Origin of the sequence: Paenibacillus sp. FSL R5-0744 (genome assembly GCF_037972555.1) — a bacterium.
Lineage (GTDB): Bacteria > Bacillota > Bacilli > Paenibacillales > Paenibacillaceae > Paenibacillus_AQ.
In genome coordinates this window covers 1,440,709-1,455,091 of the sequence record NZ_CP150228.1, presented here as the reverse complement: position 1 = coordinate 1,455,091, position 14,383 = coordinate 1,440,709, and the positions used below count along the sequence as shown (strand labels likewise).

At 45.5% G+C, this 14,383-nt stretch carries 12 protein-coding genes; 8 read left to right on the top strand and 4 right to left on the bottom strand.

Annotated features, from left to right (window positions below):
• Nucleotides 1-30 precede the first annotated feature (30 nt).
• Nucleotides 31-1,146 carry a glycosyltransferase gene (locus tag MKY19_RS06465; RefSeq protein ID WP_339801338.1) on the top strand — a complete coding sequence of 372 codons (1,116 nt, stop codon included), beginning with the start codon at nt 31-33 and terminating at the stop codon, nt 1,144-1,146.
• Nucleotides 1,147-1,230: 84 nt separating this feature from the next.
• Here MKY19_RS06465 and trmB read toward each other — a convergent pair whose 3' ends face one another.
• Nucleotides 1,231-1,947: a tRNA (guanosine(46)-N7)-methyltransferase TrmB gene (gene trmB / locus MKY19_RS06460; RefSeq protein WP_036679523.1), complete on the bottom strand. Its 717-nt coding sequence runs from the start codon at nt 1,945-1,947 to the stop codon at nt 1,231-1,233.
• A 196-nt stretch (nt 1,948-2,143) separates the two neighbouring features.
• Nucleotides 2,144-2,329, bottom strand: a complete 186-nt coding sequence (locus MKY19_RS06455; protein WP_042125061.1) for a hypothetical protein — start codon at nt 2,327-2,329, stop codon at nt 2,144-2,146.
• A gap of 323 nt (nt 2,330-2,652) precedes the next feature.
• Here MKY19_RS06455 and MKY19_RS06450 point away from each other — a divergent pair, with 323 nt between their 5' ends.
• The 4 genes from MKY19_RS06450 to MKY19_RS06435 are packed head-to-tail and all read left to right on the top strand — an operon-like array spanning nt 2,653 to nt 6,205.
• Nucleotides 2,653-3,609 carry a TIGR01212 family radical SAM protein gene (locus MKY19_RS06450; protein ID WP_076286344.1) on the top strand — a complete coding sequence of 319 codons (957 nt, stop codon included), beginning with the start codon at nt 2,653-2,655 and terminating at the stop codon, nt 3,607-3,609.
• Complete coding sequence (locus MKY19_RS06445) at nt 3,609-4,211, top strand: class I SAM-dependent methyltransferase (RefSeq protein ID WP_339801333.1); 603 nt, start codon at nt 3,609-3,611, stop codon at nt 4,209-4,211. The genes MKY19_RS06450 and MKY19_RS06445 overlap by 1 nt, the downstream gene beginning before the upstream one ends.
• Before the next feature lie 47 nt (nt 4,212-4,258).
• Nucleotides 4,259-5,227, top strand: a complete 969-nt coding sequence (locus MKY19_RS06440) for a type I phosphomannose isomerase catalytic subunit (protein WP_339269421.1) — start codon at nt 4,259-4,261, stop codon at nt 5,225-5,227.
• A gap of 27 nt (nt 5,228-5,254) precedes the next feature.
• Complete coding sequence (locus tag MKY19_RS06435; protein WP_339801330.1) at nt 5,255-6,205, top strand: alpha/beta hydrolase; 951 nt, start codon at nt 5,255-5,257, stop codon at nt 6,203-6,205.
• A 311-nt stretch (nt 6,206-6,516) separates the two neighbouring features.
• Here the strand turns inward: MKY19_RS06435 and MKY19_RS06430 are convergent, their stop codons facing one another.
• Nucleotides 6,517-8,424 carry a B12-binding domain-containing radical SAM protein gene (locus MKY19_RS06430; RefSeq protein WP_339271520.1) on the bottom strand — a complete coding sequence of 636 codons (1,908 nt, stop codon included), beginning with the start codon at nt 8,422-8,424 and terminating at the stop codon, nt 6,517-6,519.
• Nucleotides 8,425-8,440: 16 nt separating this feature from the next.
• The gene (gene recQ, locus MKY19_RS06425) at nt 8,441-10,276 is read right to left on the bottom strand and encodes a DNA helicase RecQ (protein WP_042185693.1); all 1,836 of its coding nucleotides are present in this window, start codon (nt 10,274-10,276) and stop codon (nt 8,441-8,443) included.
• 170 nt (nt 10,277-10,446) lie between these two features.
• Here recQ and MKY19_RS06420 point away from each other — a divergent pair, with 170 nt between their 5' ends.
• From MKY19_RS06420 to MKY19_RS06410, 3 genes are read left to right on the top strand one after another with little or no spacing between them, the layout of a single operon-like run.
• Nucleotides 10,447-12,060 carry a spore germination protein gene (locus MKY19_RS06420; protein WP_339269414.1) on the top strand — a complete coding sequence of 538 codons (1,614 nt, stop codon included), beginning with the start codon at nt 10,447-10,449 and terminating at the stop codon, nt 12,058-12,060.
• Nucleotides 12,053-13,156, top strand: coding sequence for an endospore germination permease (locus tag MKY19_RS06415; protein WP_339269412.1), 1,104 nt, complete (start codon nt 12,053-12,055; stop codon nt 13,154-13,156). Before MKY19_RS06420 ends, MKY19_RS06415 begins: the two co-directional genes overlap by 8 nt.
• A complete protein-coding gene (locus tag MKY19_RS06410) occupies nt 13,149-14,372 on the top strand; it encodes a Ger(x)C family spore germination protein (RefSeq protein WP_339269410.1) in 1,224 nt (407 codons plus the stop codon). Before MKY19_RS06415 ends, MKY19_RS06410 begins: the two co-directional genes overlap by 8 nt.
• The last annotated feature ends 11 nt before the right edge of the window (nt 14,373-14,383 follow it).

Genomic DNA, 14,383 nt, shown 5'->3' with positions numbered 1-14,383 from the left:
GGAAAACCTTTGAGAATAGGTGAATCAAAATTGCAAAAAAAAAGAATTTTAATACTCTCAGAAGGCTTTGGAGCAGGACATACTCAAGCAGCTTATGCGCTGTCGAGCAGTCTGCGCCAACTGTCACCTAATTTACAAACGAAGGTGCTAGAACTTGGGAATTTCCTTAATCCCAAAATGGCACCCATTATTTTGTCTGCTTACCGTAAGACGGTAACGACTCAGCCAAAGCTGATGGGGTACGTCTACCGTCACCAGAAATCATTTAATCGTCTTACCACGCTTGCCCTGCATCGTATATTTTATACGCATACCAAAAATGTTGTTATACAGTTGAAACCTGACGTTATTGTCTGCACACACTTCATTCCGGGTGCTGTAGTATCTCGTCTCAAGAGAGTGGATCCTACCCTAAAGATGCCACTCGTAACTGTTATAACGGATTATGACGCACATGCCAGTTGGATCAGTCCAGAGGTAGACCGTTATCTGGTATCAACACCAGAGGTTAAATCCAAATTGCGTATGCGAAACATTCCTTCTGCAAAAATTCAGGTTACTGGGATACCCGTACACCCTAACTTTTGGCAGCATCCTGGAAAGCAGGAGATTCGACAGCAATTCAATCTCAAGGATATGCCAACGGTACTAGTCATGGGCGGCGGCTGGGGGATCATGAACGATCAGGTTGTAAATGCCTGTCTGGCGGAATGGCGAGAGAAGATTCAGATTGTTTTCTGTCTCGGCAAGAATGAAGAACTGCTTCAGGAAATGAAAGAAGACTCACGTTATAATCATCCTAATATATCCTTGATCGGCTTTACGCGTGAGATTGACAAGCTGATGGAGGTGTCCGATCTGCTCGTCACGAAGCCGGGTGGAATGACCTGCAGTGAAGGGCTTGCTAAAGGAATACCGATGCTTTTCTATAACCCTCTGCCCGGGCAGGAGGAGGAGAATTGCCGCTATTTTACCGCAGCAGGTTTCGGAGAGCCGATAGAGTCTTTAGACGTAGTCGTAATGTGGATGGAACGTCTATTAAACAACTACGAGGATGTGCAGAATAAGCGAAAACTTCATCTTGAGGAAATCGCCCGTTACCACCCATTGCAATGTGCTCAGAGCATTATCGAATTATTGGAATAGTTAATTTAAAAGCGGCAGCCTCCAAACCACTTGGAGGCTGCCGCTTTATTATTGAAGCACATCTTTTGGAGTAGTGCTTTGTAACTACAACCGATATTTGTCCAAACGGGTAGCTTGATACTGCTTGAGCGCTTCCGCACCTACAATGGCCTCACAACGATGGATATTCACGCCACGTCCGACAAATTTCGTCTCGTATTCCGTCATAATATGATCCTCATTTATGATGCCGTCCGCATGTAGGTCTAACGAGATATTTTTCATCTGTAGACCAAAGTCCGCAAATGCATTTAATGAGAATTCAAATAGGCTTCGAGAATCTGTTTTCAAATGAATTTCACCTAAGTCGCTTAGCAGCCCCCGATATTTGTCAAGAAAACGCGGGTGTGTCAAACGACGACGAGCATGCTTACTCTTCGGCCATGGATCACTGAAGTTAAGATAAATTCGTTCCAGCTCTCCTGGAGCAAATACTTCCTCTGCATAATCAATATTGGCGAGTGCCAATTTCAGGTTGGGCGGCGTCTCATGACCTGCCGGCTCCCATACTGCTCTAGCCTTATCTCCAGCACGGCGGATCAGCTCATCATACATATCAACGCCGATAAAATTAATATCGGGATATTTGAAGCTCATTTGGCTGATAAACTGTCCCTTGCCCATTCCGAACTCCACATGGATCGGATGATCATTTCCGAACAGCTTAGACCACTCACCTTTATAACTCCGAGGGTCAAGAATGACTAGATCGGTCTGTTCTTCCAAACTTTCACGTATTCCTTTTCTTCCGCGTAAACGCATAGGTATTCCTCCGATTATCTCTTATACGATAACTGTCACTTGCAATATTGTGCCGAAATTGTCCCGAAAAGTAAAGGGATTGAGGTAAAAAAGAAAAAGGAATTCTCTGGCTCAGCTCTTAAATGAGCTATCCAGGGGAATTCCTTCGTTGTGTATATTTGGAATTAAGGCTCATTCTTGTCCGGTAGATTAGGATCTACTTTGTGTTTGAGCTTGTGGCAAATGTCTTTTTTTCGAATGCGCTGCGAATTTTACGCTGTGCATCTGTCTTGATCTTAGGGTTGCCGTTAAATTCCACACCTGTTAGTGCAAGGGCTTCATCTGGCGTTAAGTGGACTTCAATCGAATCTTTACCCTCAGCATATACCGTTTGAGAATTCATTGCTATCACCTCACGGTTATTATTATGGATCGGACGACACGAAATTATGAACTCCTGGCTGAATTTCTTTAAGCCACAGCAGCTTTTCACACTCTGAATATAACATACTATGTAAGCATTTTCAAGTTGAAAGCGCCTTACTTTCGGCCTATTTTTCATGCCAGTACCGGGAGTGAATGTTACGCCGAGCTCTGTTTTTTGATACAATGTATTGGATTATAAGAAACGGCTGTGTGTTCTTTTATAAAGGATGCCATCCGTCTCAGAAAAATATAAGGATAAGGATACTTATCTATGTTTATATTTTCAGAAAGGAGCTCCTCGTGTCTAATCTTCAATACACTACTCCTCCGCAGCTTTGGGGAGATAAACGTTTTCATACCTGGAATTACGAAATGCGTGAACATTTGAACACCAAGGTATTCAAAGTTATGCTTGATGCAGGCTTTACCTGTCCCAACCGTGACGGCTCCATCGCTAAAGGTGGTTGTACTTTTTGCAGTGCCAGAGGTTCTGGTGATTTTGCGGGAAGTCGCCGAGATGATCTCGTCACCCAATTTAATAATATCCGTGACAAGCAGCATCTAAAATGGCCAAACGCTAAATACATTGGATATTTTCAGGCCTATACGAATACGTACGCTCCGGTCGAAGAGCTTAGAGAATATTTCGAAGTGATTTTACAGCAGCCAGGTGTCGTTGGACTATCTATTGCTACACGGCCTGACTGTTTGCCGGATGATGTTGTCGAATATTTGGCCGAGCTAAACGAGCGCACGTATCTGTGGGTAGAGATGGGTCTCCAGACTATACACGACTCCACCTCTGAGCTAATTAACCGGGCTCACGATAGCCAGTGTTATGTAGATGCTGTTGAGAAGTTGCGGCGTCATGGCATTCGTGTCTGCACCCATATCATTCACGGTCTCCCACAGGAGACGCATGAAATGATGCTTGAAACGGTATCTGCTGTGGCTCGCATGGATGTGCAGGGAATTAAGATTCACCTTCTGCATCTCATGCGTAAAACACCCATGGTGAAGCAATACGAAGCTGGATTGCTACGATTCATGGAACAGGACGAGTATGTGAAGCTCATTGCCGATTCACTCGAAATTTTGCCCCCTGAAATGATTGTACATCGCTTGACTGGAGACGCTCCTCGGGATATCTTAATCGGACCGATGTGGAGCCTCAAGAAATGGGAAGTGCTAAATGCCATTGACGATGAGCTAGTTGCTCGTGATACTTGGCAAGGTAAGTATTGGAGGAAGAGCTAATGGGCTTTATGTCCGTTTTAAGCTTTGCTCATAAATTAATCTCTGAGCGGTTAACTTTAGGTGATCGTGCGATTGATGCCACTGTAGGTACTGGTGCTGATACGCTTTTTCTAGCCAAAACAACCGGAGCTCGCGGTGAAGTCTACGGCTTTGACATTCAAGCTGCAGCGCTGAACCTGGCTGAAGAGCGCCTGCGGCTTGCAAAAGAGGAGGCTCCCTCGCTCGCCACCGTCACCTTGCTGGAACGTAGTCACGCCGAAATGGCTGAAGCTGTTCCAGCGAACTGGCATGGCACCGTTGGAGCTGTAATGTTCAATCTAGGCTACTTGCCTTCAGGAGATGCCGACAAGAAGATCATTACTCAGCCGGGCAGCTCCATTGCAGCCTTGGAAGCTTCTCTCCAGTTACTACGTCCAGGTGGGATCATTACGGCAGTTCTTTATCCCGGCCATGCAGGCGGAGATAAAGAAGCCGCTGCCGTTGAATCTTGGGCAGCAGCTGTTTCCCAAAAGGTAGCACAAAGCATTGTTTATCGTCAGCTGCAGCGCACGGATTCACCTTATATGATTGCGCTCGAAAAGAAAAAAGGAATCCCCTCTTAAACTGTAAAGCATCAAACTATTTTATATTTGGGAAGGAAGATGTAGCAATGACTCAACCATATCCTCTGAAATTTCAACCGGAGTTTAAAGAACGTGTCTGGGGAGGCCGCGCGCTGGAGAAATTCGGCCTAGATCTACCTGAAGGACATATTGGTGAAGGCTGGATGATCGCCGATCACGCGAATGGAACGTCTTCGGTGGTAAACGGAGAGTTAGCCGGTCAAGGCTTAGATCAAATTCGTGAGCAGTTCGGCCATGAATGGTTCGGAAGTAAAGGGATTTCAGAAACGGGTGGAAGATTTCCTCTACTAATCAAATTGCTGGATTGCAACGACAATCTTTCCGTTCAAGTCCACCCTACAGATGATTATGAGGGATTGCCACAAGGTGAACTGGGTAAAACAGAGATGTGGTACGTGTTAGACGCTAAGCCAGGTGCCAAAATCATCTATGGTCTTAAAGAAGGCGTGGATCGTGAAACATTGCGCGAAGCACTGGAGAAAGGCACCGTTATGGATAGCCTTCAAGAAGTATCTGTCTCTGCAGGAGACTCCTTCTATATTCCAGCCGGAACCGTTCATGCGCTATGTGCTGGTGTCGTTGTAGCAGAGATCCAGCAAAATTCCGACACTACATACCGCATTTATGACTATGACCGTCCAGGCCTGGACGGAAAACCACGTGAGCTTCATATTGAAGATTCACTTAATGTTACAGCTTATGAAGGCGCCGGGGCTACTTCGATGAAGACAGATAACGCAGTCCCTGGAGAGTGGCTGCAACTTGCCGCTTCGCCATATTTTATCGTTGAAAAAGGAATCGTAAATGGTTCATGGGACCTCACCACTACAGAAGACAGCTTCACTATTCTAGTCATCTGTGAAGGCAGCGGACATCTTGCTTGGGATGGCGGCTCCCAACCTTATGCTGCAGGAGAATGCTATCTGATTCCTTCCAGTCTCGGCCGTTACGCTATCGAAGGTCATTCTACTGTGCTTCGCTCTTATTTACCATAAGTCGAGAACCTTTAGGAGGAATGGACCATGAAGGAAAATAGTTTTACCTTAACGGATCCCATAGGTGTAAATATCCATGTCTATGAATGGTTACCTGAATCCGATGTACCAGTTAGAGGAATCGTGCAAATTTCTCACGGTATGTGTGAAACAGCTGTCCGCTATGCTCGTTTTGCGGAAGCATTAACCGGAGTAGGTTATGCAGTATATGTCAATGACCACCGGGGACATGGTAAAACCGCTGGTCAAGTCGATCTGCTTGGCGATGTTGGGGAGGACGGATTCTATTGGATGCGGCGCAATCTGCTCCAGGTAGCAGCCAAAGCACTCTCCAAACATGAAGGTAAGCCCATCTTTCTATTCGCTCATAGTATGGGTTCCTTTCTGGCTCAAAAGCTGATGTGTGAAGAGGGTAACGAAATCTATGAAGGATTTATCCTAAGCGGTACAAATGGTCCTCGCGGTATGCTGCGCCTTGGAGAATCTCTGGCTAGTGCACAGCTCAAGTTAAAGGGTGAACATCACCGTAGTGTACTACTGAACAGCTTAGTATTCGGCAGTTACAACCGTGCTTTTTCTCCTGTAAGAACTGCATATGACTGGCTGAGCAGCGATGATGCGGAAGTTGATAAGTACATTGCCGATCCATTCTGCGGAGCCATTTGTACAACACGCTTTTTCCGTGGTTTCTTCCACCTCCTAAGGGAGATCCATTCCGAGGAATCACTTAGAACATTATGTACAAGTAAGCCCATTTATATATTTGGTGGGGATAAGGATCCTGTAGGGATGAGCGGCCAAGGCATTCCTCGTCTTGCGGAGCTGTACAAAAAACGAGGGATATCGGACGTAGAGTATCAGCTCTATCCAGGTGGCAGGCATGAAATGCTTAATGAGGTGAACCGGGATCAAGTTACGGCCGATGTGCTTAACTGGTTAGAACAGCATCTCCCTTCTGAGGTTACGACTACAGCTTAAAAGAAAACCGTAGGTTTTTTGGATTATTTGAGACAGAGCAGCGATCCTCCCGTTATTAGGGGATCGCTGCTCTTCGTTTTGGGTTGTGAGAAGCTTACATTACTCCTAGCTCCTTTCTTCCCCTCCGCTCCCGGACTCATCTGACGCTTTTGGCCAGCCATTACTATCCCCCTTCATTTTCGGACTTAGAAGACTTTTATGGCCAATCATCACTTCCCTCCACCACTTGCGAATTCTGAAGGCGCTTGCGCATGTAACAAAAAAAGACCGCCCCCAAAGGAACGGTCTTTCCTCCCAACACAATCGCCCTATTACAAAGGCAGCGTATAATACTGAGCGCGTTGGCTCTCGTTCTGCTGATACATTACGATTAGCAGCGTGCGACCTTCTCGAACGGAAGGTGATTCAGCTACGGCTACAGCAGAGTTTGTGGTTTGGACAGACTCTTCTAAACTACTCTCTGTAACTCCCTGTATTAATGACTCAGAAGAAGGTACAGCCCCGTCGTTAGCATCGCCTGCTTCCTCTTCCTCTGAACCCCCATCCGCCCGTAGACCGCTGATGGATTCCAGCACCGCTTCAAGCGAGAACGGTAGCACTTCAAGCACCGTATATTTTTGCAGCTCTCTTTCACTGAGTCCGGCTTCTGCCAATTGCGCAGAGATTTGACCCGGATTAGCAGCGATATCCCTCAAGTAACTCGACCAATCCGACTTATCCAGCACGAAATCCCACCAGATTTTGCGAGGCTTATACTTGTGTCCTAGGAAATAATCAAGCTTCATTAGCCCAGTAATAATATCCATAGATGGAGTCCCACGATCTATCAAGAAGGACTGCAAACGGGTAAAGAGATCTTCTAGCTGATGCCCAATCTTTTGCCAGCCTCTCTCCTCCCAGTAGTCACCGAACTCCTGAAAGAAATCAAATGGTGAATCAAACACGTGACGGATCAAGTATTTGGCTGTATGGTCCATCCGGTGGCTGTTCCAGTATTTCTCCAGCACATCCTCAAGCCGCTTCAAACGAATAATATCCGAGAAGGTCATCATATGACTGCTAAGAATTTCGTAAGGGGCATGTTCCATATACGTATACTCATATTTTGCCGCCTGTGCACGCAGACCCGTCCCGCGAAGCATTTTGAGGAATCCAAGCTGCAGCTCTTCTGGCTCCATAACGAATACATCATTAAAGGTTTTGCGGAAGGTGGTGTAATCCTCCATTGGAAGCCCCGCGATCAAATCCAGATGCTGATCGATATTACGACTTTCCTTAATCTTCATTACCGTACGAGAGAGCTTCTTGAAATTCTGGCGGCGTTTAACAAGCTCGTTCGTCTCATCATTTGTAGACTGTACACCAATCTCAAATCTAAAGATGCCCGGAGGCGCATTATTCGACAGGAAATCCAGAACTTCTGGCCGCATGATATCTGCTGTGATTTCAAACTGGAACACACAGCCTTGATGATTATCGATCAGGAATTGAAACATTTCCATCGCATAGTTGCGGTTGATATTGAAGGTGCGGTCCAAGAATTTAATGATTTTGGCGCCATTTTCAATTAAGTAGAGTAAATCAGACTTCACTCGTTCAATATCATAATAACGTACGCCTACCTCAATACTGGATAAACAAAATTGACAGTTAAACGGGCACCCACGGCTTGTCTCAAAATAAACAATACGTTTGCTCAGATCTGGAATATCCTCTGGAAAACGATGCGGTGTAGGCAGCGTATTTAGATCGCTTTTGGGACGAGGTGGATTTACAATGATCTCCTCTCCCTTACGATAAGCAGCTCCGTACACAAAATGAAATTTCCGGTCGTCTCTCAGCTCCTGCAGCAGATGATGGAACGTCTCTTCTCCATCTCCGTTGACGATGAAATCAATGCCAGCTTCTCTCTTCATCCAATGCAGCGGCTCATAAGAGACTTCCGGTCCTCCGAGAACAATCGTAACCTCAGGCATCACTTGCTTAAGAATTCCGATCAGCTTAAGCGTCTCTTCGATATTCCAGATATAACAGGAGAAGCCAATCACATCTGGCCGTTTCTGAAACAAGTCGGACACGATATTCATCACGGGATCTTTAATGGTGTATTCCACCAAATGAATATCTTTAAATTCGTGCTCACTGTAGGCTTTAAGCAAACGGATCGCCAGTGAGGTATGGATATATTTTGCGTTTAGCGTGGTCAGAACGATTTTCAATGCTACACGACCTTTTCTACATTTCATTTTGAAAAAACTCTAGGAATGCCTTACCATACTTCCGGTATTTCACTTCCCCGACACCCTTTACCCTCAGCATTTCCGCTTCGGTCTGCGGGCAAACCACACTCATCTCACGCAGCGTTGCATCATTAAAAATGATATATGAGGGCACATGCTCACGTCCAGCCAACTCTCGCCGGATCAGACGCAGCTGCTCGAAGACGGTCTCATTGACTGCGGAAGGTGACAGGTCATGACCGCGACTACGAACTCGCGTACCAGATGCCGCACCTGCTCGTGACGGCCGCGCAACTCTCTGCATCACCTCACGCTGCCCGCGCAGTACTTCGGCAGCCAGAGGCTGAAGCCGTACTACTGGATACTGTCCTTCCGACAAGGCCAGATATCCCTCTGAGATCAGCACATTGATGCTCTCCGAGATTTCCTTCTCTGTCCGGCTCGACATCGCCCCATGCGTTGGCAGCTTGTCAAAACCATATTGCATCACTTTCTGATTGCGAGAGCCTTTCAGCACAGAAGCCACCAATGCTACTCCATAACGTTCCCGCATACGGTGGATGCAAGAGAATATCTTTTGCGCATCTACGGTCATATCTATAAGCTCTCGTTCATCTGTACACGAGCTGCAAATGCCGCATAACTTGTCCTCATGCTCCTCACCGAAATAATCCAGCTGGGCACTGCGCAAGCAGCGGGTAGTATAACAATAATCAATCATTTGCTGAAGCTTGCGATATTCGTTAGCTTTACGGTCCGTATCCTGTGGATTCTGCTCGATCAGGAACTTTTGCGTCATAATATCCTGTGCACTAAAGAGCAGGATACACTCACTAGGCTCACCATCACGTCCAGCACGGCCTGCTTCCTGAACATAAGCTTCCATGTTTTTTGGCATATTGTAATGAATTACGTAGCGGACATTGGATTTATCAATCCCCATCCCAAAAGCGTTCGTGGCCACCATAACCCGGATATCATCATATAGAAAGCCTTCCTGACTGTCTGCCCGCTCCTGATCATTCATACCTGCGTGATAGCGGCCTGCCGCTATTCCAGAAGCCTGCAGCCTTTGATATAGATCATCCACTTCTTTGCGTGTAGCCGCATAAACAATACCCGGCTGATGAGAATGCGTTGCTGTGTAATCCATGACGAATTCCCGCTTATTCTCTCCACGTAGCACAGACATCGCTAGATTATCTCTTCCGAGTCCAGTCATGAAAATACCCGGCTCGCGCAGACGCAGCAGCCGAACCATATCCTCCATAACCTCTGGTGTTGCCGTCGCTGTAAATGCAGCCAAGATTGGCCGTTCTGGCAGCTCGTTCACAAAAGGCGATACCGACAAATAACTTGTACGGAAATCATGTCCCCACTGAGATACACAGTGCGCCTCATCCACAGCCACACAGGAAATCGCCAGTTCAGCCATCTCCAGTCGGAACCAGTCCAGCTCTAGCCTTTCAGGCGCGACATAAAGCAGCTTCAAATCGCCGCGACGGGCAGCCCGAATCCGCTCATTTACTTCTTTCCCGCTTAACGTGCTATTAATAAAGGCTGCCGGAATACCTGCCGTGGTTAACGCATCGACCTGATCCTTCATCAGAGAGATCAATGGTGAGATCACCAGTGTCAGCCCAGGAAGCAGCAGTGCGGGAACTTGATAGCAAATCGATTTCCCACCTCCCGTAGGAAGAATACCGAGTGTGTCGCGACCTTCCAGCAAGTTCTGAACAATCTTCTTCTGACCATCCCGAAAATCCGGATAACCGTAATATTTTTGCAGCTCAGCCTGCGCCTGTTCAATAGTAGGTGCTTGCATCATCATATCTCTCATAACCCCTTAAGCGTTTCTATCTTTAGTTTAGCGGTCAAAAGTGTATTGAGCAACACTCCTTAACTATGGTCACCATGTTCTTCCTTTGAAATATTTACATAAAAGGCCTTCTTTTAAGCCAAGCTTTAAGAAGAGAGATTTCATAGAAGGGTGGAGCGACCGTGCAAAATTGGAAACAAAAATATACCTCTTTTAAACATAAGCCTGCACGCAAAGAGTCCTCTGCCCAGGACAATCGTCCGGTAAAGCCACTGGATTCCAGCCTGGAGAGCAATATAAGCTTCATTCAACAAGTCTTTGGAGAAGACAGCGATCTTATAGTCCGTAACTTCAAGGTGTACGGTAGACATGATGCGGCTATTATCTTTTTTTCTTCTGTGGTGGACCAGAATCAAATTCAGAACTATGTTTTAAAGCCATTAATGAATGTTTCCTCTGATCTCTCAGAAATTCCAAAAGATCTAAAGGATTTACCTGATTACATCTGGAGTATGACGGTACAAGTAACACAAGGTAACCGTACTAAGGATCTAAATACTCTAGCCTCTATCTTGCTGGAGGGAAATGTAGTTCTAATCATAGATGGAATGGATCAGGCACTTTACTTCAATCTGCGTAAAATTGAGCATCGTAGCATTGAGCAACCTCAAACTGAACAAGTCATACGCGGTTCGCGTGATGGGTTTATAGAGAATTTAGAATCCAATATCTCTTTGCTTCGCTATCGACTACAAACACCGGATTTTCGTGTAGTAACTGCCCCTCTTGGCCTACGGACGCGCTCAAAAGTATCTGTTTGTTATATCGAAGGAATAGCCGATCCAGGGCTAGTTCAAAAGGTGATGAAGCGATTATCAGCAATAAATGTAGACGGCATCCTTGATGCGGGGTATATCGAGCAATTCATAGAAGATCATCCCCTTTCCCCGTTTCCACAGGTTCAGCCAACCGAACGTCCGGATAAATCTATAGCCTCTTTATTAGAAGGACGAGTCATCATCCTTGTAGATGGCTCACCATTCTGCCTCATCGTCCCGGCGCTTTTCAATCAGTTCTTTCAGACGATGGATGACTATACAGAACGTTTTGTTGTAGGAAGCCTCCTAAGAATGATCCGCCTGATCGCATTATTATTTTCCCTTTTCTTCCCAGCCTTATATGTATCCATTATCTCTTTCAATCCTGAGCTATTGCCGACAGAGTTCGCCGTAGCAATAACTGGTGCAAGAGCTGGCGTACCCTTTCCAGCCGTATTGGAAGTTCTGATTATGGAAGTCTTCATGGAGGTGCTGCGCGAAGCAACCATTCGCCTACCGCAAATGATTGGCGGGGCTCTTTCTATTGTAGGTGTGCTTGTCATTGGTCAGGCAGCCGTAGCAGCAGGTCTGGCGAGTCCCACTACCGTAGTTGTTGTTGCTATAACGACTATAGGGTCTTTTGCCACACCCGCTTACAATGCTGCTATCTCTTCAAGAATGCTTAGATTTCCATTGATCATATTGGCAGGCTGCTTTGGCCTGTACGGAGTAATGCTTGGCACTATTGTTATTGTTAACCACTTATTATTCCTGGAATCGTTTGGCGTTCCCTACATGACACCCTTTGTGCCTACGATTTGGAAAGACCTCAAGGATAGTATCGTTCGGGTACCTTTATGGTGGATGCGAAGTCGCCCAAGCTTTCTCAATACACCTGATCCTGACCTTCTTGCGAAGGATATCCCCAAAATGCATACCGATCTGATTTTTAAGGAGAAAAGTGAAGCTGATGAATAGTAACCGCCCCATAACAACGATCCAAGTCATGGCTGTAATCATCAGTACGATTATAGGAATAGGAATCTTAAGTATTCCTCGTTATATGGCTGAAGCCGGAGACAGTGGTGCACCGCTCGTAACTGCTTCTGGCGTACCTGTTGCTTTTTTGGGTTGCTGGTTTACAGCGGTTGTCTGCCGAAAATTCCCTAACGAAACGTTGTTCGTATTCAGCCGCCGCCTTCTCGGAACTTGGCTCGCAGATATTTTCTCCATGCTTATTACTTTGTTTTTTGCTTTCTCTGCCGGGATCACCATGCGCCAATTCGGAGAAGTATGTGTTGCGGTTGTCTTTAAAAAGACACCAATCGAAGCAGTAATTCTCTTAATGCTCCTACTGGTTGCCTTATCAATCCGTAGAAATATTGTAAAATTCACTTATGTACATGTTTTTTATTTACCCTTTATTCTATTATCCGTTATCGCAATTATATTGGTAGCTATGAGAAATGTTGATGTTCTGAACCTGCTACCCCTCACCGGAAATTACACCACCTTTTCAAGCTTTTCCAAAGGAACAATTACATCCGCTGGCCTTTATCAAGGCACACTTGTCATCATCCTGCTGGTTCCTCTAATGAAAAAACCTCAACAGATCCTTAAAGCAGGCACTGTTGCGCTTGGTATCATTGGATTCATTTATGTAATGATCGTGTGGGTCACTCTAGGCATGTTTGGAGCTCAGGAAACCAAATTACTGTCCTATCCAACCCTAGAAGCAGCTCGCTCCATATCCATCGGCGCAGGACTATTAGAACGGTTTGATGCTCTTTTTATAATAATTTGGGTGATTTCTATATTCACTACCATTTTTACGAACTACTACTTAGCCGCATACTCTCTGCAACAAGTGCTGCGGCACAAGGATCACCGCCTAATATCCAGTTTCTTACTTCCACTTATCTTCACTTTTTCACTTTTGCCGAGAAACATTTTTCAGGTCTATTCATTTGCTAGCATTACAGCGATAATCGGTTTGATTTTTTTGACCTTCTATCCTCTTTTATTATGGTTAGTCTCTTTAATCCGAAATAAAGGAGCCATTTCTCATGAATGAAAAAATTTATAAGCGTGTAGTTCTTATTTTTATTCTCTCACTCCTGTCTGGATTGCTCGCAGGTTGCTGGGACCAGCTCGAAATTGAAGATCGTGCATTGGTGCTAGGGTTATCCATTGATTCCGTCCCTCCAGACAGCAAAACAAATGATGACCAAACCACTCATCTTAAAAGCGCAAATATTAACCTACCCCAAATTCGTGTAACCGCCCAAATTGCGGTTCCGGGAAGAGTTCCACTCGGACCAGGCAGTGGGGGTGAAGGCGGAGGCGGGAATCAAAATCCAGTATGGGTCGTAGAAGTATACGGGTACACATTAGATGACGCCATGAACAATTTGCAGCAGCAAATTTCTGATCCACGTTATCTAATTCATTTACGAGTAATTATTATTAGTGAAGACATAGCAAGAAAAAGCATGGACGACTTAAATGATTATTTGCGGCGAAATCCAGAAGTTCGTCGCCGGACCTGGCTGCTAGTATCCGAAGGGGAAGCTGCCAAATTCATGAATATTAATCCTCCACTGCAGCGAGTGCCGACCCTTTACATCCTCTCCACCATGGAAAAAGCAGTGACATCGGGGAAATTTCCCGCTGATTATATAGGTGTATTCTGGTCAGCAGATTCCAAATGGGGCGAAAGTGGTTATCTGCCTTACGTCTCATTACATCAGGAAGACAATATCATGATTAAAGGCCTAGCTTACTTTAGTGGTGGAGTGATGGTCGGTTCGACGATTCCGATTGAGATTGGAGCATATATGTCCATGAAGGGCATTAATCCCGGGGGATACTCCGATCTTTTTTATGCTGATGAATTCGGTCCGGTGATGCTCAAGGTCAACGACCGGTTCACGAGGGTGAAAGTTCAATTCAAAGCGGGCAAACCTCACATCACCTATAACCTCTCTTTAGAGGCGGCTCTAGATGAGCATTTACGTAGTAATATCCCTATCGATTCCAGCCGTTCTTTAGAAAAGATTGAAGATATCTTTCAAAAGAGAGTGATCGGTATTTTCAACCACCTTATTGAAGAAACTCAACAAGCACATTCCGATGTCTTTGGCATGGGTGAATATATTCGTGCATATGCTCCCTCCTACTGGAAAGCACATGTTCGTGACAAACATGACTGGGAGCAGCAGTATTCCAATCTCAGTATTGAAGTTAAGTTGAAAATTCACATCGACAGAGTAGGTCTTAAACAAAATTAAATGACGTTTAT